This window comes from Aquincola sp. J276 (assembly GCF_024700035.1).
GTDB classification, from domain to species: domain Bacteria; phylum Pseudomonadota; class Gammaproteobacteria; order Burkholderiales; family Burkholderiaceae_C; genus Aquincola; species Aquincola tertiaricarbonis.
Map to the genome: position 1 here is coordinate 796200 of NZ_JAJONC010000001.1, position 21912 is coordinate 818111.

Annotated in this window: 18 protein-coding genes and 1 pseudogene; 13 read left to right on the forward strand and 6 right to left on the reverse strand. The window is 70.0% G+C overall.

Annotation, left to right across the window (positions count from 1 at the left end):
- Together LRS14_RS03780 and LRS14_RS03785 are read left to right on the forward strand one after the other, a co-directional pair.
- On the forward strand, nucleotides 1–3180 hold the full coding sequence (locus LRS14_RS03780; protein ID WP_257798653.1) for an efflux RND transporter permease subunit: 3180 nt from the start codon (nucleotides 1–3) through the stop codon (nucleotides 3178–3180).
- Between the two features lie 11 nt (nucleotides 3181–3191).
- Entirely contained in the window at nucleotides 3192–4610 is a 1419-nt protein-coding gene (locus LRS14_RS03785) for an efflux transporter outer membrane subunit (protein ID WP_257798654.1), read from the forward strand.
- Between the two features lie 6 nt (nucleotides 4611–4616).
- On the opposite strand, the gene LRS14_RS03790 is transcribed toward LRS14_RS03785, so the two are convergent.
- The 4 genes and pseudogenes from LRS14_RS03790 to LRS14_RS03800 form a co-directional block, all read right to left on the reverse strand.
- Nucleotides 4617–6077, reverse strand: a complete 1461-nt coding sequence (locus tag LRS14_RS03790) for an amino acid permease (protein WP_257798655.1) — start codon at nucleotides 6075–6077, stop codon at nucleotides 4617–4619.
- A gap of 104 nt (nucleotides 6078–6181) precedes the next feature.
- Nucleotides 6182–7282 carry a phosphoethanolamine transferase gene (locus LRS14_RS03795; RefSeq protein WP_404977571.1) on the reverse strand — a complete coding sequence of 367 codons (1101 nt, stop codon included), beginning with the start codon at nucleotides 7280–7282 and terminating at the stop codon, nucleotides 6182–6184.
- Nucleotides 7265–7875, reverse strand: a pseudogene (locus LRS14_RS30175) (phosphoethanolamine transferase domain-containing protein); the annotation flags it as partial. The pseudogene LRS14_RS30175 and the gene LRS14_RS03795, both read right to left, overlap by 18 nt.
- Nucleotides 7875–8585, reverse strand: a complete 711-nt coding sequence (locus LRS14_RS03800; RefSeq protein ID WP_257798656.1) for a phosphatase PAP2 family protein — start codon at nucleotides 8583–8585, stop codon at nucleotides 7875–7877. The pseudogene LRS14_RS30175 and the gene LRS14_RS03800, both read right to left, overlap by 1 nt.
- A gap of 64 nt (nucleotides 8586–8649) precedes the next feature.
- Between LRS14_RS03800 and LRS14_RS03805 the strand changes: the two genes are divergently transcribed.
- Both LRS14_RS03805 and LRS14_RS03810 read left to right on the forward strand, forming a co-directional pair.
- A complete protein-coding gene (locus LRS14_RS03805) occupies nucleotides 8650–9330 on the forward strand; it encodes a response regulator transcription factor (protein ID WP_046111278.1) in 681 nt (226 codons plus the stop codon).
- Nucleotides 9330–10700 carry a histidine kinase dimerization/phospho-acceptor domain-containing protein gene (locus tag LRS14_RS03810; protein ID WP_257798657.1) on the forward strand — a complete coding sequence of 457 codons (1371 nt, stop codon included), beginning with the start codon at nucleotides 9330–9332 and terminating at the stop codon, nucleotides 10698–10700. Before LRS14_RS03805 ends, LRS14_RS03810 begins: the two co-directional genes overlap by 1 nt.
- A gap of 22 nt (nucleotides 10701–10722) precedes the next feature.
- Here the strand turns inward: LRS14_RS03810 and LRS14_RS03815 are convergent, their stop codons facing one another.
- Nucleotides 10723–11376 (reverse strand): GntR family transcriptional regulator, encoded by a 654-nt coding sequence (locus LRS14_RS03815; RefSeq protein ID WP_257798658.1) that lies wholly within the window; start codon nucleotides 11374–11376, stop codon nucleotides 10723–10725.
- Nucleotides 11377–11543: 167 nt separating this feature from the next.
- On the opposite strand from LRS14_RS03815, the gene scpA reads away from it, so the two are divergent.
- The 9 genes from scpA to LRS14_RS03860 all read left to right on the forward strand — a co-directional run bounded on the left by scpA (nucleotide 11544) and on the right by LRS14_RS03860 (nucleotide 21483).
- On the forward strand, nucleotides 11544–13724 hold the full coding sequence (gene scpA / locus LRS14_RS03820; RefSeq protein WP_257798659.1) for a methylmalonyl-CoA mutase: 2181 nt from the start codon (nucleotides 11544–11546) through the stop codon (nucleotides 13722–13724).
- Nucleotides 13725–13747: 23 nt separating this feature from the next.
- Nucleotides 13748–14773 (forward strand): methylmalonyl Co-A mutase-associated GTPase MeaB, encoded by a 1026-nt coding sequence (meaB, locus tag LRS14_RS03825; protein ID WP_257800403.1) that lies wholly within the window; start codon nucleotides 13748–13750, stop codon nucleotides 14771–14773.
- 31 nt (nucleotides 14774–14804) lie between these two features.
- Nucleotides 14805–16337, forward strand: a complete 1533-nt coding sequence (locus LRS14_RS03830) for an acyl-CoA carboxylase subunit beta (protein ID WP_257798660.1) — start codon at nucleotides 14805–14807, stop codon at nucleotides 16335–16337.
- Nucleotides 16338–16353: 16 nt separating this feature from the next.
- Nucleotides 16354–16974, forward strand: coding sequence for a glutathione S-transferase family protein (locus LRS14_RS03835; RefSeq protein ID WP_046111284.1), 621 nt, complete (start codon nucleotides 16354–16356; stop codon nucleotides 16972–16974).
- A 4-nt stretch (nucleotides 16975–16978) separates the two neighbouring features.
- The gene (accC, locus tag LRS14_RS03840; protein ID WP_257798661.1) at nucleotides 16979–19006 is read left to right on the forward strand and encodes an acetyl-CoA carboxylase biotin carboxylase subunit; all 2028 of its coding nucleotides are present in this window, start codon (nucleotides 16979–16981) and stop codon (nucleotides 19004–19006) included.
- A gap of 44 nt (nucleotides 19007–19050) precedes the next feature.
- Nucleotides 19051–20079, forward strand: a complete 1029-nt coding sequence (gene bioB, locus LRS14_RS03845; protein ID WP_257800404.1) for a biotin synthase BioB — start codon at nucleotides 19051–19053, stop codon at nucleotides 20077–20079.
- A gap of 8 nt (nucleotides 20080–20087) precedes the next feature.
- On the forward strand, nucleotides 20088–20576 hold the full coding sequence (locus LRS14_RS03850; RefSeq protein WP_257798662.1) for a VOC family protein: 489 nt from the start codon (nucleotides 20088–20090) through the stop codon (nucleotides 20574–20576).
- Nucleotides 20577–20581: 5 nt separating this feature from the next.
- Complete coding sequence (locus tag LRS14_RS03855; RefSeq protein ID WP_257798663.1) at nucleotides 20582–20941, forward strand: ATPase with chaperone activity; 360 nt, start codon at nucleotides 20582–20584, stop codon at nucleotides 20939–20941.
- 194 nt (nucleotides 20942–21135) lie between these two features.
- Nucleotides 21136–21483 (forward strand): hypothetical protein, encoded by a 348-nt coding sequence (locus LRS14_RS03860; RefSeq protein WP_257798664.1) that lies wholly within the window; start codon nucleotides 21136–21138, stop codon nucleotides 21481–21483.
- 180 nt (nucleotides 21484–21663) lie between these two features.
- Here LRS14_RS03860 and LRS14_RS03865 read toward each other — a convergent pair whose 3' ends face one another.
- Nucleotides 21664–21900 carry a hypothetical protein gene (locus tag LRS14_RS03865; protein ID WP_257798665.1) on the reverse strand — a complete coding sequence of 79 codons (237 nt, stop codon included), beginning with the start codon at nucleotides 21898–21900 and terminating at the stop codon, nucleotides 21664–21666.
- Nucleotides 21901–21912: the final 12 nt, after the last annotated feature.

The window sequence follows — 21912 nt, forward strand, 5'->3', positions numbered from 1 at the left end:
ATGGCCAAATTCTTCATCGATCGCCCGATCTTCGCGTGGGTGATCGCCCTGTTCATCCTGGTGCTCGGCGGCGTGGCGATCAAGCAGCTGCCGATCGCCCAGTACCCGACGGTGGCCCCGCCGGCCATCGTCATCAACACCGCCTACCCGGGCGCCTCCGCGCAGACGCTGGAGGACTCCGTGCTCAGCGTGATCGAGCGCGAGATGAACGGCTCGCCGGGCCTGATCTACATGGAGTCGGTGGCCCAGGCCGACGGCACCGGCGCCATCACCATCACCTTCGAGCCGGGCACCAACCCCGAGCTGGCGCAGGTGGACGTGCAGAACCGGCTGGCCCGCGCCACGCCGCGGCTGCCTTCGGCGGTGACGCAGCAGGGCGTGCGCGTGGACAAGTCGCGCAACAACTTCCTGATGTTCACCATCCTGTCGTCGGACGACCCGCGCTACGACCCCGTGGCGCTGGGCGACTACGCCTCGCGCAACGTGCTGCCCGAGCTGCAGCGGGTGCCGGGCGTGGGCCAGGCGCAGCTGTTCGGCACCGAGCGCGCGATGCGCATCTGGATCGACCCGGCCAAGCTGGTGGGCTTCAACCTGTCCACCGCCGAGGTCAACGCCGCCATCCGCGCGCAGAACGCGCAGGTGTCCTCCGGCACCATCGGCGACCTGCCCAACATCCCCGGCCAGAGCATCTTCGCCACCGTGGTGGTGGCCGGCCAGCTCTCCACGCCGGAGCAGTTCGGCAACATCGTGCTGCGCGCCAATGCCGACGGCTCGTCGGTGCGGCTGCGCGACGTGGCCCGCATCGAGCTGGGCGGCCAGGCCTATGCCACCTCGGCGCGGCTGAACGGCCAGCCGTCCACCGGTATCGGCATCCAGCTCTCGCCCACCGGCAATGCGCTGCAGACGGCCGAGGCGGTGCGCAACCGCATGGCCGAGCTGTCGAAGTTCTTCCCTGCCGGCGTCAAGTACGAGATCCCGTACGACACCTCGCGCTTCGTCAGCATCTCCATCGAGCAGGTGGTGGAGACGCTGTTCGAGGCGGTGGTGCTGGTGTTCCTGGTGATGTTCCTGTTCCTGCAGAACTGGCGCTACACCATCATCCCGACCATCGTGGTGCCGGTGGCGCTGCTGGGCACCTTCGCGGTGCTGCTGGCGCTGGGCTTCTCGATCAACGTGCTGACCATGTTCGGCATGGTGCTGGTCATCGGCATCGTGGTGGACGACGCCATCGTGGTGGTGGAAAACGTCGAGCGCATCATGAGCGAGGAGGGGCTGTCGCCCCGCCAGGCCACGCGCAAGGCGATGGGCCAGATCTCCGGCGCCATCATCGGCGTGACGGTGGTGCTGATCTCGGTGTTCGTGCCGCTGGCCTTCTTCGCCGGCGCGGTGGGCAACATCTACCGCCAGTTCTCGGCGGTGATGGTGTCGGCCATCGCCTTCAGCGCCTTCCTGGCGCTGTCGCTCACCCCGGCGCTGTGCGCCACGCTGCTCAAGCCGGTGGAAGCCGGCCACCACCACGAGAAGCGCGGCTTCTTCGGCTGGTTCAACCGCAGCTTCAGCCGCACCGCCAAGGGCTACGAGGGATGGGTGCGCCGCATCCTTCACCGCGCCGGCCGTTTCATGATCATCTACCTGGCCATCGTGGTGGGCGTGGGCTGGATGTTCCTGCGCCTGCCCAACAGCTTCCTGCCCAACGAGGACCAGGGCTACATCATCGTCAACGTGCAGCTGCCCCCGGGCGCGGCGCAGAACCGCACGCTGGAGGTGATGAAGCAGGTGGAAGGCTTCATCCTCAAGCAGCCGGAGGTGCGCAGCATGGTCAGCGTGCTGGGCTTCAGCTTCTCGGGCACCGGGCAGAACGCGGCGCTGGCCTTCGTGGTGCTGAAGGACTGGCATGAACGCGAGGGCGAGAACATGAGCGCCAGTGCGCTGGCAGGCCGTGCCTTCGGCGGTCTGATGGGCATCCGCGATGCCTTCATCTTCCCGCTGAGCCCGCCGCCGATCCCCGAGCTGGGCAATGCCACCGGCTTCAACTTCCGGCTGCAGGACCGCTCGGGCCAGGGCCGGCAGGCGCTGGTCAACGCCCGCAACCAGCTGCTGGGCATGGCCCGCGGCAGCAAGCTGCTGGCCGGCGTGCGCCCCGACGGCCTGGAAGACGCGGCCCAGCTGCAGCTGGACATCGACCGCGACAAGGCCAGCGCGCTGGGCGTGACCTTCGATGCGATCAACACCGCGCTGTCCACATCCATGGGCTCCAGCTACATCAACGACTTCCCGAACAACGGGCGGCTGCAGCGGGTGATCGTGCAGGCCGATGCGCCCCAGCGCATGCAGCCCGACGACCTGCTGCGGCTGAATGCCAGCAACAGCAAGGGCCAGCCGGTGCCGCTGTCGGCCTTCGCCACCACGCGCTGGGTCACCGGGCCGATGCAGACGGTGCGCTACAACGGCTACCCCACCATGCGCATTGCCGGTGATGCGGCGCCGGGCATCAGCACCGGCCAGGCGATGGACGAGATGGAGCGGCTGGCGCGCCAGCTGCCGCCGGGCTTCGGCTTCGAGTGGACCGGCCAGTCCCGCGAGGAAAAGCTCTCGGGCTCCACCGCCACCATCCTGTTCGCCTTCTCGCTGCTGGCGGTGTTCCTGGCGCTGGCCGCGCTGTACGAGAGCTGGTCCATCCCGGCGTCGGTGCTGCTGGTGGTGCCGCTGGGCATCCTGGGCGCACTGGCCGGCGTGTACCTGCGCGACTACCCCAACGACGTGTACTTCAAGGTCGGCCTGATCACCGTGATCGGCCTGGCGGCGAAGAACGCGATCCTGATCATCGAGTTCGCGAAGGACCTGCAGGCGCAGGGCAAGAACGTGTTCGATGCGGCGCTGGAGGCGGCCCACCTGCGCTTCCGGCCGATCATCATGACCTCGCTGGCCTTCATCCTCGGCGTGCTGCCGCTTGTGATCGCCTCCGGCGCCGGCTCGGCCAGCCAACGTGCCATCGGCACCGGCGTGATGGGCGGGATGATCGCGGCCACGGTGCTGGCGGTGTTCTTCGTGCCGCTGTTCTTCGTGGTGATCCGCCGCTTCTTCAAGGGCAGCGAGCGGCAGCGCCGCATCTATGCCCACGAACTGGACCAGGACACCCTGCCGCCCCCGATGCCTCCGCAAGCGGAGGGCCGCTCGTGAAAGTGCCCGCCATGACGTCTGACTTCTTCCGCCCGGCCACGCTGGCCGCCGCGGCCCTGGCCGCGCTGCTGGCCGGCTGCAGCTCGATGGCGCCGACCTATGAGCGCCCGGTGCCGCCGGTGGCGCCCAGCTACCCGGTCTCGGTGGCGGGCGACACCACCACCGGCACCCCGGCCGCCGACGTGCAGTGGCAGCAGTTCTTCGCCGATGCGCGCACCCGCCGGCTGATCGAGCTGGCGCTGCAGAACAACCGCGACCTGCGGGTGGCGGTGCTCAACATCGAGCGCACCCGCGCGCTGTACCAGGTGCAGCGGGCCGACCGGCTGCCGTCGGTCAGCGGCGCGGCATCGCTGAGCCGCGAGCCCAATGCGCAAGGCGACCAGACCAGCCTCTACACCGTGGGCCTGGGCATCACCAGCTACGAGCTGGACCTGTTCGGCCGCGTGCGCAGCCTGAGCGATGCGGCCCTGGCCACCTACCTGTCCACCGAGGAAGGGCGCAAGGCCGCGCAGATCAGCCTCGTCGGCTCGGTGGCGCGGGCGGCGCTGGCCGTGCAGGCCGACGAGGAGCTGCTGTCCATCACCCGGCAGACGCTGGCCACGCGGGAGGAGTCGCTGAAGCTGTCGCAGCTGCGCTTCGACAACGGGGTGTCGTCCGAGCTGGACCTGCAGCAGGCCCGCAGCCTGGTGGCCGCCGCGCGCGCCACGCTGAGCCAGCAGCAGCGCCAGCGCGAGCTGGACGAGAACGCGCTCACGCTGCTGGTGGGCCAGCCGCTGCCGGCCGACCTACCGCCGCTGGTGTCGCTGGCCGACACCCGCATGGTCGACAACCTGCCGGCCGGCCTGCCGTCGGACCTGCTGGCGCGCCGGCCCGACCTGCGCCAGGCCGAGCAGACGCTGCTGTCGGCCAATGCCAACATCGGCGCGGCGCGGGCCAACTTCTATCCGCGCATCACGCTCACCGGCACCGCGGGCACCGCCAGCAGCGAGTTGTCGGGCCTGTTCAAGAGCGGCTCCGGCGCCTGGACCTTCCTGCCGCAGATCACGCTGCCCATCTTCGATGCCGGCCGCAACCGCGCCAACCTGGACGCCAGCACCGCGGCACGCGACATCGCGGTGGCGCAGTACGAGAAGGCCATCCAGACCGCCTTCCGCGAGGTGGCCGACGCCCTGGCGGGCCGTGCCACGCTGGGCGAGCAGCTGCGGTTCCAGCAGCAGCAGGCCGATGCGGAGGCGGCGCGGCTGCGCCTGTCCGACCTGCGCTACCGCAACGGCGTGGCCAGCTACCTGGACCTGCTGGATGCGCAGCGCGCCCTGTTCACCGCCCAGCAGGCCACGGTGCAGATCCGCCTGGCCGAGCTGCAGAACCAGGTGAGCCTGTACCAGGCGCTGGGCGGCGGCTGGACCGAAGAGGCGACCGCGGCGCGCTGATGCCGCCTATCGGCGGCTGCCGGCCTGCAGCCGGGAGTGGTGCCGGCTGTAGCCCGCGTAGACCAGCGCGGCCACCGCCAGCATGCCGCCGAACAGCAGGTAGGTGGTCCGCGGCAGGCTGGCCACCAGGTACAGGCAGCAACCGATGGAGGCCAGCGGCACCAGCGGGTACAGCGGCACCCGGAAGCCCCGGTGCAGCTCGGGGCGGGTGCGGCGCAGCACCATCACGCCGGCCGACACCACGGCGAACGCGATCAGCGTGCCCATGCTGGTGAGGTCCACCAGCGCATCCAGCGGCACCAGCCCGGCCAGCAGGCCGATGAACACGCACACCACCACGGTGTTGAACACCGGCGTCAGCGTGCGGGGATGCACCCGGCCGAAGGCCGCTGGCAGCATGCCGTCGCGGCTCATCGCGAACAGGATGCGGGTCTGGCCGTAGATCACGATGAGCGTCACGCTGAAGATGGACACGATGGCGCCGATGGACAGCACCACCGCCGGCCAGGCGGCCCCGGTGATCCTGGCGAGGATGACGGCCAGGCCCGCCTCCTGGCCCTGGAACTCGGTCCATGGCTGGGCGCCCAGGCCGGCCAGCGCCACCAGGATGTAGAGCGCGGTGACGATCAGCAGCGACAGCACGATGGCCAGCGGCAGGTTGCGGCGCGGGTTCTTCACTTCCTCGCCGGCGGTGGACACCGCGTCGATGCCGATGTAGGAGAAGAAGATGGACGAGGCGGCCGCTCCCACGCCCGCCATGCCCATTGGCATGAACGGTGTGAGGTGGGACGCGCTGAAGGCCGTGAAGGCGATGGCCGCGAACATCACCAGCACGGCCAGCTTGAGCAGCACCATCACCGCATTGACCGCGGCGGACTCCTGCGCGCCCCGCATCAACAGCAGGCCGCACAAGGCCACCAACAGCACCCCCGGCAGGTTGAACAGGGCACCATCCTGGCCGGGTGGCGCGCTGATGGCATGCGGCAGCTGCCAACCCCACAGCTGCTGCAGCAGCTCGTTGAGATACTGGCCCCAGCCGACGGCGATGGCTGCAGCCGAGACCCCGTATTCCAGCAACAGGCACCAGCCCACGCCATAGGCCACCGCTTCGCCGAGCGTGGCATAGGCATACGAATAGGACGAGCCCGAGACCGGCAGCGTGGAGGCCAGCTCCGCATAACACAGCGCCGTCAGGGCGGCGGTGATGCCGGCCAGCAGGAAGGACAGCAGCACGGCCGGACCCGCCTTGGGCACCGCGCCGGTCAACACCACGAAGATGCCGGTGCCGACCGTGGCGCCCACGCCCAGCATGGTGAGCTGGAACAGGCCCATGCTGCGCCGCAGGCCCTGGCTTTCCGGCTGCTCCACGAAACTGTCGATGGGCTTGGTACGCAGCAGCCGCTGCAACAAGCCGGGCGCAGGGCGGCTGCCGGCTGCGGGCAGCGTTGGGGAAGAGGGAAGGGGCATGCGCGCGCTCCGGAGTGGTGGTCCGGAAATGATGCGCAATGCCTGTGCCAATGATGGAAATGATGCCCTGGTAAGTAGTAGCGCCGTCGTGAGCGGCGCCCGGCTCAGCCCGGCGCGCAGGCGGCGTAGATGTCGTGCTCCGGCCGGTACACGCTGGTGTGCACGTCCAGCAGGCCCAGCACCGAATGGAACCAGTCGTCGTGGCTGCGGCGCACGTCGGCCTGCTGGCGCAGGCAGGCGGTGTGCACGCCGCTGCGCCGCTGCCAGTCGGCCGACAGCCAGGTGATCCAGGGCACGCGCTTCTGCACGTCCGGCGCCACTGCATAGGGCAGGCCGTGCAGGTAGAGGTTGTTCTCGCCCAGCGATTCGCCGTGGTCGGCCAGGTACACCATCGCGGTGCTGGCCTCGGTCTGGCGCTGCAGCCAGCCGACGGTGGCGGCCAGGAACTGGTCGGTATAGGCGATGCTGTTGTCGTAGGCATTGACCAGGGCCTGCGGGCTGCAGTCCTGCAGCTGGGCGCTGGTGCATTCGGGCAGGAAACGCTTGGCCTGCGGCGGCGAGCGCTTGCTGTAGGCTGGGCCGTGGCTGCCCATCTGGTGCATCACCACCACCACGCCACGGGCGCGGCGCTCGGCGGGCAGGGCGGCGATGCGCTGCTCCAGGCCCTGCAGCATCACCATGTCCTGGCAGCTGCCGTCGGGGCACAGCATCGGGTCGGTGCCCGCGCTGGTGCTCACATGCGGCACGCGCTCGCACACGCCCTTGCAGCCGCTCTGGTTGTCGATCCACAGCACCGCCAGGCCGGCATGCTGCAGCACGTCCAGCAGGTTCTCGGCATCGTGCTCGCGGGCGCCGTAGGCCTCGCGGCCCAGGTGCGAGAACATGCAGGGCACCGAGGCCGCGGTGCTGGTGCCGCAGGACCAGACGTTGCGCAGGCTGGCCACGTCCAGCCGCGCCAGCGCCGGCGTGGTGTCGCGGTCGTAGCCGTTGAGGCCGAAGTTGCCGCTGCGCCCGGTCTCGCCCAGCACCAGCACCAGCAGCGGCGGCTTGCGGCCGGCGGCATGGCTGGGGCCCAGCTGAGCATCGCGCCCCAGCGGCTGCAGCACGCCTGCGCCGCGGTGCAGCGGCTGCGCCGCCACGCTGCCCAGCGCCCACACGCTGTTCAGCGGGCTCATCTGGTAGCGCAGCGCCTTGTGGTTGCGCATCAGCGATGCCAGCGGCTGGAACAGCGCCAGCAGCAGCGCCAGCGCCATCGCCAGGCTGGCCAGCAGCAGGCCCAGGTTGCGCAGCGCCTGCCGGCCCGCGCCGCCATGGTGCAGCGGCAGCCGCCACAGCAGCAGCACCGGCAGCCCCCGGCCAGCGCCAGGGTGGCCAGCAGCCGGGCGCTCAGCAGGTCGGCGGCCTCGTGGGCATCGGTCTGCAGCACGTTCACCAGCATCGACGGATCGATGACGATGCGGTAGGCCAGCATGAAATGCAGGCTGGCCGCGGTGACCAGCAGCAGCAGCGCCAGCGCCGGCTTGAGCGTGCGGTGCCACGCCAGCAGGCTGGCCAGCGCGGTGGTCAGCGCCATCACGATGCCGGCCAGGCCCAGGCCCAGCAGCAGGCCGCGCAGGCCCTGCAGCTGGCCCAGCGCCGCCAGTTCACGCCACAGCGCCAGGTTGCCGACGGTGGCCATCCAGGCGCTGGCGCCCAGCACCGCCCACAGCGGCGAGCGGCCGGCCACCGGCGCGGCGCGCGCAGTGGTCGGCGTGGGCAGGGCCAGCCGGGGGCCGGCGTGGTAGGGCAGGGTGGTCATCAAGGCTCCAGGCAGGAAGGTGCCGCCCGGCCTGCAGCCTGGCGGTTGAACAGGCCGTCCAGCGCCCAGGCCACCACCCAGCACAGCCAGGCGGACCACAGCGTGTGGCTCATGAAGTGCGCGCCGCGCGCCTGCTGCGCCAGGCCCAGCAGCAGCCCGGCGGCCAGGGCCGCCAGCAGCCAGCCGTCCGCCTGGCCGCGCTGGCCCGCGCGCCGGAAGGCGAACCAGCCGCTGACGAAGGCGAAGCCGGCCGAGGCATGGCCGGCGGGAAAACAGTGACCGCTGCCACCATCGGCCGTGCCTGGCCAGCGCCAGTGCGAGAGGTACTGCGCACTGCGGCCGAACAGCGCCAGCTCCTGCGGGCAGCTGGTGCTGCTGAAGCCCTTGAGCACCGACACCGCCAGCGCCGCGGCCAGGGTGCTCACCGCCAGCTGCAGCCGGTGGCGGCGGGCCAGCCCGCGCAGCGGCCCGCGGGGCCACCACACGCCCAGGCACAGCAGCAGCGCGCCCAGCCAGCCCAGCAGCCGCCCGCCTTCGTGCATCACCGGGCCCAGCAGCCAGTGGTCGCGCAGGGCGAAGCCGGCGGCATCGCCGAAGAGGCGGGCCAGCGGCAGGTCCAGCCCGCCGGCATCCCAGGCCAGCAGCGCGGCCAGGGCCAGCAGGGTGTTGCGTAAGAGAAAGGGGCGGGAGAACGGCGCAGTGGTCGGCATGGCCGCCACGGTAGGCAGGGCGGCTTAAGGCCACCTTAAGGGCCGCGGCGCCACAATCCGCTGCATGCGAGTGCTGGTGGTGGAAGACGACGAGGGCATTGCCGCGGGCCTGGCGCTGGCGCTTCGCCAGCAAGGCCATGCGGTGGATGGCGCGGCCAGCGTGGCCGCCGGCTGGGCGCTGCTGCGGGCGGAGCCCTTCGAGCTGCTGCTGCTGGACCTGGGCCTGCCCGATGGCGACGGCAGCGAGCTGCTGCGCCGGGTGCGCGGCAACACCACCGGGCTGCCGGACGCGGCCATGCCGGTGCTCATCATGACCGCGCGCGACGAAGTGGCCTCGCGCATCGCCGGGCTGGACCTGGGCGCCGACGACTATGTGATCAAGCCCTTCCATCCGGACGAGCTGGCCGCCCGCATGCGCGCGCTGCGCCGCCGCGCGGCCGGCCGCGCGCAGCCGCTGCTGCAGTGCGGCGGCGTCACCATCGACCCCGCCACCCGCAGCGTGCTGCGCGAGGGCCGGCCGGTGGAGCTGTCGGCGCGGGAGTTCGCGGTGCTGCTGGCGCTGGTGGAGGCGCGGCCGCGGGTGCTCTCGCGGCCGCAGATCGAAGCCTGTCTATACAACTTCGATGGCGCGCTGGAAAGCAATGCGATCGAGGTGCATGTGCATCACCTGCGCCGCAAGCTGGGCGAGGGCGTGATCCGCACGCTGCGCGGCGTGGGCTACTTCGTGCCGGCGGACGCCGCCTGATGGCCGGCCGCACGCTGCTGCGCCACCTGCTGGCCTGGTCGCTGGGCGCGCTGGCGCTGGTGTGGGCCAGCTTCGTGGTGGTGGGCTTCACCACCGGTCTGCACGAGGCCGACGAGCTGACCGACGGCCACCTGGCCAGCGTGGCCGCGCTGCAGGCGGCGCTGGGCGACAGCCGCTTCGACCCCGCCCGCCGGCCCGACCCCGGCCGCGACGTGGATGCCAGCCTGAAGAGCCACGACTACCAGCAGTCGCTCAGCGTGGTGGTGTGGGATGGCCAGGGCCGGCTGCTCACCTCCACCGGCGATGCGCCGCTGCCGCCGTTCGATGCGGCCACCGGCTTCGCCGACCTGCAGCTGGGCCAGCCGGCCGCGCGCTGGCGCAGCTTCTCCCGCTGGGACGGCCCGGAGCGCCAGCGCAAGATCACGGTGATGCTCAGCGTGCAGGAGCGCGACGACCTGGCATGGGACATCGCCGAGCAGGTGGCCAGCCCCGGCCTGTGGCTGATGCCGGCCATCGCCGTGGTGCTGGGCCTGGCGACGCGGCGCGGACTGAAGCCGCTGCACGACCTCTCGCGCGACGTGCTGGCGCTGGACGTGCACCGGCCGCAGCCGCTGCCCGACCGCCATCCGCACGAGGAGTTCAAGGGCATGGTGGCGGCCATCAACACCCTGGTCGGCCGCCAGCATGCCGCCCTGCAGCGCGAGCGGCAGCTGGCCAGCGAGCTGGCGCATGAGCTGCGCACGCCGCTGGCCTCGCTGGCGCTGCATGCGCGCACGCTTCAGGGCCCGATCGCGGAGACCGACCGCCGCGCCTCGCTGCAGCGGCTGGAGGACGATGCGATGCGCGCCGGCGAGGTGGTGCAGCAGCTGCTGTCCCTGGCGCGCGCCAGCCGCACCGAGATGGACGAGGCCGCCCAGCCCTGCGACCTGGCTGCGCTGGCGCGCGAGGTGGTGGCCGACTATGCCCAGCGCGCCCACGACAGCGGCCATGAGCTGGCGCTGGTCGAGGAACCGGCCGGCCAGGCCTTCATGCTGGCCGGGCATCCGCTGCTGCTGGCCCTGGCGCTGCGCAACCTGATCGACAACGCCCTGGGCCACACGCCGGCCGGCACGCTGGTGGAGGTGCAGCTGCAGGCCGGCGAGCGCTGGCTGCAGGTGTGCGACAGCGGCGGGCCGGCCGGCGCGAGGACGGCGTCGACCGGGCCCGCCGCGTCCAGCGTCTACACCGCCGGGCTCGGCCTGGGCCACCGGGTGGTGGACAAGGTGGCCGCGATCCATGACGCCCGCTTCGAGCAGCGGCCGCCGCCGCCGGGGTTTGCCAGCTGCTACCGGCTGAGTTTCGGGCCCGAGGGCACGCCCGGCGCCGCCTGAGAGGCCGTGGCGGCGGGCCCGTTCATGCCTGCCGCGGCCGCACCGTCGCCGCGGCCAGCCCGTTGCGGAAGTGCTCGCGTGTCAGTGCCTCGGCCGCCGTGGCGTCGCGGGCCTGCAGGGCCTGCATCAGCGCCCGGTGCTCGGCCAGCGAATCGGCCAGCCGGCCTTCGCGGAACAGCGAATGATGGCGGTTGAGCTTCATCACCTTGCGCAGGTCGATCACCACCTGCGCGCGCCAGCGGTTGTCGGCGATGTCCAGGATGCGCAGGTGGAAGGCCTCGTTCAGCGCGAAGAAGCGCTCCCGGTCGTCCACCGCCGCCTCCAGCTGCGCATGCAGCGCCTCCAGCTCGGCCATCTGCGCCGGGCTGGCCAGCCGCGCCACATCGGCGGCGGCATCGCTTTCCAGCAGGGAAAGCAGGTGGTACACGTCGGTCACGTCGCGCACCGACATCTCGGTGACATAGGCGCCGCGGCGCGGCTTCATCGTGATCAGGCCTTCGGTGGCCAGTACCTTCAGCGCCTCGCGCAGCGGGGTGCGGCTGATGCCGTATTCGCCGCACAGGCGCTGCTCGTCGATCCAGCTGCCCGGCGCCAGGGTGTGCGAGAGGATGCCCGCACGCAGCCGCTCTGCCACGTGCTCGTACAGCGGCCTGCCATCATGGCGGCCTGCCGGCATCACCCCGGCAGGGGAGGCCTCAGGCGCAGGCTGTGACTTCTCGACGGAATTTGACATCGCCAGGGGGGATCAACATAATTCAGTTTTGAATTATGGGCGTGCGGGCGGTTGGATGTCCAGTGCGTCCGGGGCGCCGCGGTGGCGCGCCTTCCCTGCTGGAGCCTTTCATGTCCGACGCCAAACCCGATACGCCCACCTCTGCCGATGGCCTGCCGGCCTGGGAAAAGGCGGCTGCCAAGTCGGCACCCGGTGGCGACCTGTCGGCCCTGAACTGGCACACGCCCGACGGCATCACCGTCAAGCCGCTGTACACCGCGGCCGACCTGCAAGGCCTGCCGTACGCCGACACCTTGCCCGGCCTGCCGCCCTACCTGCGCGGCCCGCAGGCCACGATGTATGCGGTGCGGCCGTGGACCATCCGCCAGTACGCGGGCTTTTCCACCGCCGAGGAGTCCAACGCCTTCTACCGCAAGGCCCTGGCCGCCGGCGCCCAGGGCGTGAGCGTGGCCTTCGACCTGGCCACCCACCGCGGCTACGACAGCGACCATCCGCGCGTGACCGGCGACGTCGGCAAGGCCGGCGTGGCCATCGACAGCGTGGAGGACATGAAGATCCTGTTCGACGGCATCCCGCTGGACAAGGTCAGCGTCAGCATGACGATGAACGGCGCCGTGCTGCCAGTGCTGGCCGGCTACATCGTGGCGGCGGAAGAGCAGGGCGTGAGCCAGGACAAGCTGAGCGGCACCATCCAGAACGACATCCTCAAGGAGTTCATGGTCCGCAACACCTACATCTTCCCGCCCGAGCCGAGCATGCGGGCCATCGGCGACATCATCGAGTACACGGCGCGCAACATGCCGAAGTTCAACTCGATCTCCATCAGCGGCTACCACATGCAGGAAGCCGGCGCCAACCAGGCGCTGGAGCTGGCCTTCACCCTGGCCGACGGCAAGGAGTACGTGAAGACCGCGCTGGCCAAGGGCCTGGACGTGGACGAGTTCGCCGGGCGCCTGAGCTTCTTCTGGGCGATCGGCATGAACTTCTATCTCGAGATCGCCAAGATGCGCGCCGCCCGGCTGCTGTGGTGGCGGATCATGAAGGGCTTCGGGCCGAAGAACCCCAAGAGCCTGATGCTGCGCACCCACTGCCAGACCAGCGGCTGGAGCCTGACCGAGCAGGACCCCTACAACAACGTGGTGCGTACCACCATCGAGGCCATGGCCGCGGTGTTCGGCGGCACGCAAAGCCTGCACACCAACAGCTTCGACGAAGCCATCGCGCTGCCCACCGAGTTCAGCGCACGCATCGCCCGCAACACCCAGCTCATCATCCAGGAAGAGACGCACATCACCAACGTGGTCGACCCCTGGGCCGGCAGCTACATGATGGAAAAGCTCACCCAGGACATGGCCGACGCCGCCTGGGCCATCATCGAGGAAGTCGAGGCCATGGGCGGCATGACCAAGGCGGTGGACAGCGGCTGGGCCAAGCTGAAGATCGAGGCCGCCGCGGCCGAGAAGCAGGCCCGCATCGACTCGGGCCAGGACGTGATCGTCGGCGTCAACAAGTACAAGCTGGCCAAGGAGGATCCGATCGAGATCCTCGACATCGACAACGTGAAGGTGCGCGACAGCCAGATCGAGCGGCTGAAGGCCATCCGCGCCCGCCGCGACGGTGCCGCGGTGCAGGCCGCGCTGGATGCGCTGACCGCCTGTGCCGAAAGCCGCCAGGGCAACCTGCTCGACCTCACGGTCAAGGCGATGCGGCTGCGCGCCACGGTGGGCGAGGTGTCCGACGCGCTGGAGAAGGTGTTCGGCCGCCACCGCGCCGACACGCAGAAGGTGACCGGCGTGTATGCCGCGGCCTACGACAGCGCCGAAGGCTGGGACAAGCTGAAGACCGAGATCGATGAATTCGCCGCAGAGCAGGGCCGCCGGCCACGCGTGATGATTGCCAAGCTGGGCCAGGACGGCCACGACCGCGGCGCGAAGGTGGTGGCCACGGCGTTTGCCGACCTGGGCTTCGACGTCGACATGGGCCCGCTGTTCCAGACGCCCGAGGAATGCGCCCGCCAGGCCATCGAGAACGACGTGCATGCGGTGGGCGTGAGCACGCTGGCCGCCGGCCACAAGACGCTGGTGCCGGCCATCGTGGCGGCTTTGAAGGCGCAGGGTGCGGACGACATCATCGTCTTCGTCGGCGGCGTGATCCCGCGCCAGGACTACGACTTCCTGTACGAGGCCGGCGTCAAGGGCATCTACGGCCCCGGCACGCCGATCCCGGCCAGCGCCAAGGACGTGCTGGAGCAGATCCGCCGCGCCGTCGCCCCGGCCGGCGCGGCGGCTTGAGCCTCGCACCCGCCGCTGCGCCGATGCTGCCCGCCGCCGACCAGGCGCTGGCCGATGCCGTGACCGGCCCGCCGGGCCCGGCCCAGCGCCGTGCCATCGCCAAGACGATCACGCTGCTGGAATCCAGCCGCGAGGACCACCGCCGCCGTGCCGACGAGCTGCTGAACACGCTGCTGCCGAAAAGCGGCCGCTCGTTCCGGCTCGGCATCAGCGGCGTGCCGGGCGTGGGCAAGAGCACCTTCATCGAAGGCCTGGGCCTCTTCCTCATCGCGCAGGGCCACCGGGTGGCGGTGCTGGCCATCGATCCGTCGTCCAGCGTGTCGGGCGGCAGCATCCTGGGCGACAAGACGCGCATGGAGCAGCTGTCGGTGCATGAGCAGGCCTTCATCCGCCCCAGCCCGGCCAGCGGCACGCTGGGCGGCGTGGCCGAGCGCACCCGTGAATCGATGCTGGTGGCCGAGGCCGCGGGCTACGACGTGGTGATCGTCGAGACCGTGGGCGTGGGCCAGAGCGAAACCGCCGTCAGCGGCATGACCGACATGTTCGTGCTGCTGCAGCTGCCCAATGCCGGCGACGACCTGCAGGCCATCAAGAAGGGCGTGATGGAGCTGGCCGACCTGGTGGTGATCAACAAGGCCGACCTGGACGAAGCCGCGGCCACGCGGGCGCGGGCGCAGATCACCTCGGCGCTGCGGCTCTTCGGCCACCACGGCAACCCGGCGCATGCCAGCCATGCGGTGGACGGCGCGCCGGTGCAATGGCAGCCGCAGGTGCTGCAGCTCAGCGCGCTCAAGGGCCAGGGCCTGCCCGAGTTCTGGGCCGCCGTCAGCCGCTTCCGCGAGCTGCAGACGGCCGGCGGCCGGCTGCTGCAACGCCGCCGCGCACAGGATCAGGCCTGGATGTGGGAACGCATCGAGGCCGGATTGAAGAGCCGCTTCCGCCACCATCCGGCGGTGCGGGAGGCCCTGCCCGGAGTCAACGCCGAAGTGCGCGCCGGCACGCTGGCCGCCTCGGTCGCGGCCCGCCGGCTGCTCGATCTTTTGAACTGAAAACCACGCTCCCCAGGAGAGGCTGAACGCCATGCACGACATCATCGAACAGCTCGAAGCCAAGCGCGCCAAGGCGCGGATGGGCGGCGGCCAGAAGCGCATCGACGCGCAGCACGGCAAGGGCAAGCTCACCGCGCGCGAGCGCATCGACCTGCTGCTGGACGACGGCACGTTCGAGGAATGGGACATGTTCGTCGAGCACCGCTGCACCGACTTCGGCATGGAGAACAACCGGCCGCCGGGCGACGGCGTGGTCACCGGCTACGGCATGATCAACGGCCGGCTGGTGTTCGTCTTCAGCCAGGACTTCACCGTCTTCGGCGGCGCGCTGTCCGAGGCGCATGCCGAGAAGATCTGCAAGGTGATGGACCAGGCGATGAAGGTGGGCGCGCCCGTCATCGGCCTGAACGATTCGGGCGGCGCCCGCATCCAGGAAGGCGTGGCCTCGCTCGGTGGTTATGCCGACGTGTTCCAGCGCAACGTGATGGCCTCGGGCGTCATCCCGCAGATCAGCATGATCATGGGCCCGTGCGCCGGCGGCGCGGTGTACAGCCCGGCCATGACCGACTTCATCTTCATGGTGAAGGACAGCTCGTACATGTTCGTCACCGGCCCCGAGGTGGTGAAGACGGTGACGCACGAGGAAGTGACCGCCGAGGAACTGGGCGGCGCCGTCACCCACACCGGCAAGAGCGGCGTGGCCGACCTGGCCTTCGACAACGACGTGGAAGCGCTGCTGATGCTGCGCCGCTTCTTCAACTACCTGCCGCTGAACAACCGCGAGAAGGCGCCGGTGCGTCCCAGCGGCGACCCGGCGGGCCGGCTCGACCTGTCGCTGGACACGCTGGTGCCCGACAACCCGAACAAGCCCTACGACATGAAGGAGCTGATCGCCAAGGTGGTGGACGACGGCGACTTCTTCGAGCTGCAGCCCGAATACGCGGCCAACATCGTCATCGGCTTCGGCCGGCTGGAAGGCCAGGCGGTGGGCATCGTGGCCAACAACCCGCAGGTGCTGGCCGGCTGCCTGGACATCAAGAGCAGCATCAAGGCCGCGCGCTTCGTGCGCTTCTGCGATGCGTTCAACATCCCGGTGGTCACCTTCGTCGACGTGCCCGGCTTCATGCCCGGCACCAGCCAGGAGTACGGCGGCATCATCAAGCACGGCGCCAAGCTGCTGTATGCGTATGCCGAATGCACCGTGCCCAAGGTGACGGTGATCACCCGCAAGGCCTACGGCGGTGCTTATGACGTGATGGCCTCCAAGCACCTGCGCGGCGACGTGAACTTCGCGTGGCCGAATGCCGAGATCGCCGTGATGGGCGCCAAGGGCGCAGTGGAGATCATCTTCCGCGAGGACAAGGGCGACCCGGCCAAGCTGGCTGCCAAGGAAGCCGAATACAAGGCCCGCTTCGCCAACCCCTTCGTGGCCGGCGCCCGCGGCTTCATCGACGACGTGATCCAGCCGCACGAGACCCGCAAGCGCATCTGCCGCAGCCTGGTGATGCTCAAGGACAAGAAGCTCGACAACCCGTGGCGCAAGCACGGCAACATTCCTCTGTGAGCGAAGGAGCACTGCCATGGCCATCACGCTGCACTACCACCCTTACTCCCGCGCCGCCGGCACGCTCTGGGCGCTCGAGGAAGCCGGCGTCCCGTACGACCTGAAGGTCGTCGACATCATGAAGGGCGAGCAGAAGCAGCCCGGCCTGCTGTCGATCAACCCGATGGGCAAGCTGCCCACGCTGGTGGATGGCGACGTCGTGGTCACCGAGGCGGCCGCCATCGCGCTGTACCTCGCGGACCGCTATGCCGCCGACCGGCTGGCGCCGCCGCCCGATTCGCCGCAGCGCGGCACCTACCTGCGCTGGTCGTTCTTCACGCCCGGCGTCGTGGAGCCGGCCGTGATGGCGAAGGGCTCGGGCTGGGAGGTCAAGGAGATGTCGGCCGGCTGGGGCAACTACCAGGCGATGCTGGCCGCGGCCGAGAGTGCGCTGGTGCCCGGCCCCTTCCTGCTCGGCGAGCGGTTCTCGATGGCCGACGTGGTGTTCGGCGGCATGCTGCGCTTTCTCATTGGCTTCAAGCAGATCGAGGCCACGCCTGGCTTCTCCGCCTACGTGGCCCGGCTCGACGAGCGGCCGGCCTTCCAGCGTGCCGAGGCGCGCAACCAATCCATGCGCAAGGAGCTGGGTCTCCAGTAGCCACATGTTCAAGAAGATCCTGATTGCCAACCGCGGCGAGATCGCCTGCCGCGTCATCAAGACCGCGAAGAAGCTGGGCATTGCGACGGTGGCGGTGTACTCCGAGGCCGACCGCGATGCGCGGCATGTGGAGCTGGCCGACGAGGCGGTGCTGCTGGGCCCGGCGCCCTCGCGCGAGAGCTACCTGGTGGCCGACAAGATCATTGCCGCCTGCAAGGCCACCGGGGCGGAGGCGGTGCATCCCGGCTATGGCTTCCTGAGCGAGAACGCCGAGTTCGCCAAGCGGGTGGAGGAGGAAGGCATCGTCTTCATCGGCCCGAAGCATTATTCGATCGCGGCGATGGGCGACAAGATCGCCTCCAAGAAGCTGGCCAACGAGGCCAAGGTCAACACCATCCCGGGCTGGAACGAGGCCATCGAGACGCCCGAGCAGGCGGTGCAGATCGCCAAGGACATCGGCTACCCGGTGATGATCAAGGCCAGCGCCGGCGGCGGCGGCAAGGGCCTGCGCGTGGCCTTCAACGACAAGGAAGCGTTCGAGGGCTTCAGCTCCTGCCGCAACGAGGCGCGCAACAGCTTCGGCGACGACCGCGTGTTCATCGAGAAGTTCGTCGAGGAGCCGCGCCATATCGAGATCCAGGTGCTGGGCGATGCGCACGGCAACTGCATCTTCCTGTGGGAGCGTGAATGCTCCATCCAGCGCCGCCACCAGAAGGTGATCGAGGAGGCGCCGTCGCCCTTCATCAGCGAGGCCACGCGCCAGGCCATGGGCGCCCAGGCGGTGCAGCTGGCCAAGGCGGTGAAGTACCAGAGCGCCGGCACGGTGGAGTTCGTGGTCGGCAAGGACCAGAGCTTCTACTTCCTGGAGATGAACACCCGGCTGCAGGTGGAGCACCCTGTCACCGAGAGCATCACCGGCCTGGACCTGGTGGAGCTGATGATCCGCGTGGCCGCCGGCGAGCCGCTGCCACTGCAGCAGGGCGACGTGCAGCGCAAGGGCTGGGCGATCGAATGCCGCATCAATGCGGAAGACCCGTTCCGCAACTTCCTGCCTTCCACCGGCCGGCTGGTGAAGTACCGCCCGCCCGTCACCACGATGGAGGCCGCGGCGCCCGTGCCGGCCGAAGGCGGCGTGCGGGTGGACACCGGCGTGTACGAAGGCGGCGAGATCCCGATGTTCTACGACTCGATGATCGCCAAGCTCATCGTGCACGGGAAAGACCGCAACGACGCGATCGAGAAGATGCGCGAGGCGCTGGACGGCTTCGTCATCCGCGGCATCAACAGCAACATCCCGTTCCAGGCGGCGCTGCTGGCACACCCGCGCTTCGTGTCGGGTGAGTTCAACACCGGCTTCATCGCCGAGCAGTTCCCGACCGGCTTCCGCGCCGAGGACGTGCAGCACCAGGACCCGAAGTTCCTGGTGGCGCTGGCCGCGGCGGTGAACCTGCGCTACCTGATGCGCGCGGCCGGCCTGAGCGGCCAGATGCCCGGCCATGGCTTCGTGGTGCGCGAGGACTACGTGGTGGTGGTCAAGGGCGAGCAGGGCAACGACACGCAGGTGCCGGTGCAGGTCAAGCTCAACGGAGGGATCGCGGTCGAGGTGGACGGCAAGACCTACACCTTCGATTCCGACTGGACGCTGCGCGACATCCGCATCGCTGGCCAGTGCAACGGCCAGCCCTTCACCGCGCAGGTGGAGCGCCTGGGCCTGGTGCTGCGCATCAGCCACCACGGCACGCGCATCGACGCGCTGGTGCTCACGCCGCGCGGCGCCGAGTTCCACAAGCTGATGCCGTATAAAGCGCCCCCCGACACCAGCAAGTTCCTGCTGGCGCCGATGCCCGGCCTGCTGGCCGACGTGCCGGTGGCGGTCGGCCAGAAGGTGCTGGCCGGCGAGAAGCTGGCGGTGATCGAGGCGATGAAGATGGAGAACATCCTCTTCGCGCTGCAGGACGGCACGGTGGCCGAGGTGCTGGCGAAGAAGGGCGAGAGCCTGTCGGTCGACCAGCCCATCGTGCGCTTCGAATGAACGCGTTGAACTGAAGAGGACCTGGCTGCATGACGGCACGTGAGATGGGTGAGGAAGTGATCGCGCAACCGGTGGTGCAGCCGCTGCAATGGCAGCTGCCGCGCAAGCCGCATGCGGTGGCCGAAGCTTCCGCGGCATGGTCGGCCGAGGGCGTGCTGGCGCTGATGGAGATGCCCTTCATGGCGCTGGTGCAGCGGGCCCATGCGGTCCACCAGCAGCACTTTCCGGCGGGTGACGTGGAGCTGGCCTCGCTGCTGTCGGTCAAGACCGGCGGCTGCCCGGAGGACTGCGGCTACTGCCCGCAGTCCGTTCATTACGACACCGGCGTGGAAGCCGGCAAGCTGATGGACATGGACGCGGTGATGGCAGCCGCCCGCGCCGCAAAGGCGGCCGGTGCCGCACGCTTCTGCATGGGTGCAGCCTGGCGCTCGCCCAAGGACCGCGACATCGAGAAGGTGAGCGAGCTGGTGCGCGGCGTGAAGGCGCTGGGGCTGGAGGCCTGCGCCACGCTGGGCATGCTCACGCCATCGCAGGCTGGCGCGTTGAAGGACGCGGGCCTGGACTATTACAACCACAACCTCGACACCGCGCCCGACTTCTACGGCGACATCATCCGCACCCGCGAATACGAGGACCGGCTCGACACCCTGGGCCATGTGCGGGATGCGGGCCTGAAGGTGTGCTGCGGCGGCATCGTCGGCATGGGCGAGACCCGGCTGCAGCGCGCCGGCCTGATCGCGCAACTGGCCAGCCTGAGCCCCGCGCCCGAGTCGGTACCGGTGAACCAGCTGGTGGCCGTGCCCGGCACGCCGCTGGAAGATGCCGAGCCGGTCGATCCGTTCGAGGTGGTGCGGGTCATCGCAGCGGCGCGCATCACGATGCCCCGCTCGCGGGTGCGGCTGTCGGCCGGCCGCCGCGGCCTGGACGAGGGCGTGCAGGCGCTGTGCTTCATGGCCGGCGCCAACTCGATCTTCTACGGCGACAAGCTGCTGGTCACCGGCAACCCCGACGCCACCGCCGACCGCGCGCTGCTGGCGCGGCTGGACCTGCCCATCACCGCCACCCGAGGCTGAAGCACACCATGGCCACGCAACAAGACAAGCCGTTCCGCATCCTCGGCCTGCAGCAGATCGCCATCGGCGGGCCCGACAAGCACAAGCTGCGCACGCTGTGGGTCGACACGCTGGGGCTGACGGTGATCGGCAACTTCGTGTCCGAGCGCGAGAACGTCGACGAGGACATCTGCGCGCTGGGCGAGGGAGTGCACAAGGTCGAGGTCGACCTGATGCAGCCCATCGATCCCGACAAGAAGCCGGCCGTGCATGCCACGCCGCTGAACCACGTCGGCCTGTGGGTGGACGACCTGCCGAAGGCGGTGGAGTGGATGAATGCCAACGGCGTGCGACTGGCACCCGGCGGCATCCGCCCCGGCGCGGCGGGCTACGACATCTGCTTCATCCACCCCAAGGGCAACGAGCAGTTCCCGATCGGCGGCGAGGGCGTGCTGATCGAGCTGGTGCAGGCGCCGCCCGAGGTGATCGCGGCACTGGGCGGGGGCCGCCAGGGTTGAACGGCATGGACGACAGCAGTCAGATCGTCATCCCCGACTCCTTCATCGCGCTGTACCAGAGCGCCCCGGGCCGCAAGCCCAGCCTGCCGCGGCTGGAACTCACCGCACGCTACGAGCTGTGCGAAGACCTGGCCACGATGCTCGTGGACCAGGCGCAGACCCTGCAGTTCAAGGACGACCTGCCCGAGGACATCGTGCTCGACCGCTGCCTGCGCGGCCTGCAGGCCGCCACGGACACGGTGACGGGCGATGAAGCCGTGTGGGTGGTACGCCGCACCGCCGAGCTGCTGAACTGGAGCTGGGCGCCGAAGATGGACTCGCCGCCGGCCCCGGCCGGCGAGGCGCCGGACAGCGGGCTTGTCTAGACAGGTGAACCGCGCAGGCACCGGCCTGCCGGAACACGTTGCTTGGCGGGGTCGACGCCGGCAGTCAGCATCGCCGCGGGCTGTACTTCTCGAACCGGGCGCCTGGACGCTGCAGGCGCCGCACCACCGCCCTTCGGCGGCAGATCCTCATGACGACCCCACGCCCCCCCACCGTCTTCGCGCTCCCGCTGCTCATGTGCTGCGCTTCTCTGGCCCTGGCCGCTGATCCGAAGGACCGGCGCATCGAATACCCGGCCGCGGCCGACACGCCGGCCTCGCTCACGCTGATCGCACGCGAAGGCAAGGTCGGCCGGGACGGCCCGTTCTACGACGACTACCGCCCGCAGCTGCGCTTCTCGGCCGACAAGCACGAGGTCAGCTGCACCGTGCGCATCGCCCCGCCCCGCGAGAAGGTCGAGCCCGGCGAGACCGCCGAGGTCGCACTGCGCTGCACCGAGCCCTTCCACGTGTTCGAGAAGAACAAGTCCTTCGTCGCCTACGAGGGTGGGCGCAAGGTGGGCGAGGGTCGGTTGCGCGACTAGCCGCGGTGGCGCGCTTGTCTAGACAGGTGACTCGCCCGGCTTCCACCATGCCGGCTGGCAGTCCACGTACAGGCTGCACTGCGGCACCTGCACCGTGCCGCCCGACCATTCACGCCGCACCACCGGCCGAAAGCCCCGGCTGATCGCCACCCGCTCGCCGTGGTTGGGCGAGCGGTAGCGCTAGGAGCGGCGCACCTGGCCGCCCACCGTCAAGGGCTGGCCCTGGGCGTCGCGCGTGGTGTAGGCCGGCGTGTGCAGCCAGTGCGGTTCGAAATGCACCGGCTGCAGTTCGTCGGCCTGGGTCCAGTAGTACACCCGGCCGCCGTAGGTGGCATGGCACCAGCGCTCCCAGGCGCGCGGGCTGTAAGGGCTGAAGGCGATCTCCTCGCCGGCCAGCGCCACCCACAGCACATGCACCCGCTGCGCGTG

Excerpts from the sequence above, each read along its gene's own strand:
- meaB (WP_257800403.1), top strand. The coding sequence starts at position 13,748 with ATGCTGCCCGCCGCCGACCAGGCGCTGGCCGATGCCGTGACCGGCCCG.
- LRS14_RS03805 (WP_046111278.1), top strand. The coding sequence starts at position 8,650 with ATGCGAGTGCTGGTGGTGGAAGACGACGAGGGCATTGCCGCGGGCCTG.
- LRS14_RS03830 (WP_257798660.1), top strand. The coding sequence starts at position 14,805 with ATGCACGACATCATCGAACAGCTCGAAGCCAAGCGCGCCAAGGCGCGG.
- scpA (WP_257798659.1), top strand. The coding sequence starts at position 11,544 with ATGTCCGACGCCAAACCCGATACGCCCACCTCTGCCGATGGCCTGCCG.
- LRS14_RS03810 (WP_257798657.1), top strand. The coding sequence starts at position 9,330 with ATGGCCGGCCGCACGCTGCTGCGCCACCTGCTGGCCTGGTCGCTGGGC.
- LRS14_RS03860 (WP_257798664.1), top strand. The coding sequence starts at position 21,136 with ATGTGCTGCGCTTCTCTGGCCCTGGCCGCTGATCCGAAGGACCGGCGC.
- LRS14_RS03790 (WP_257798655.1), bottom strand. The coding sequence starts at position 6,077 with ATGCCCCTTCCCTCTTCCCCAACGCTGCCCGCAGCCGGCAGCCGCCCT.
- LRS14_RS03780 (WP_257798653.1), top strand. The coding sequence starts at position 1 with ATGGCCAAATTCTTCATCGATCGCCCGATCTTCGCGTGGGTGATCGCC.
- LRS14_RS03800 (WP_257798656.1), bottom strand. The coding sequence starts at position 8,585 with ATGCCGACCACTGCGCCGTTCTCCCGCCCCTTTCTCTTACGCAACACC.
- LRS14_RS03815 (WP_257798658.1), bottom strand. The coding sequence starts at position 11,376 with ATGCCGGCAGGCCGCCATGATGGCAGGCCGCTGTACGAGCACGTGGCA.
- LRS14_RS03785 (WP_257798654.1), top strand. The coding sequence starts at position 3,192 with ATGACGTCTGACTTCTTCCGCCCGGCCACGCTGGCCGCCGCGGCCCTG.
- LRS14_RS03855 (WP_257798663.1), top strand. The coding sequence starts at position 20,582 with ATGGACGACAGCAGTCAGATCGTCATCCCCGACTCCTTCATCGCGCTG.
- LRS14_RS03850 (WP_257798662.1), top strand. The coding sequence starts at position 20,088 with ATGGCCACGCAACAAGACAAGCCGTTCCGCATCCTCGGCCTGCAGCAG.
- bioB (WP_257800404.1), top strand. The coding sequence starts at position 19,051 with ATGGGTGAGGAAGTGATCGCGCAACCGGTGGTGCAGCCGCTGCAATGG.
- LRS14_RS03835 (WP_046111284.1), top strand. The coding sequence starts at position 16,354 with ATGGCCATCACGCTGCACTACCACCCTTACTCCCGCGCCGCCGGCACG.
- accC (WP_257798661.1), top strand. The coding sequence starts at position 16,979 with ATGTTCAAGAAGATCCTGATTGCCAACCGCGGCGAGATCGCCTGCCGC.
- LRS14_RS03795 (WP_404977571.1), bottom strand. The coding sequence starts at position 7,282 with ATGCGCAACCACAAGGCGCTGCGCTACCAGATGAGCCCGCTGAACAGC.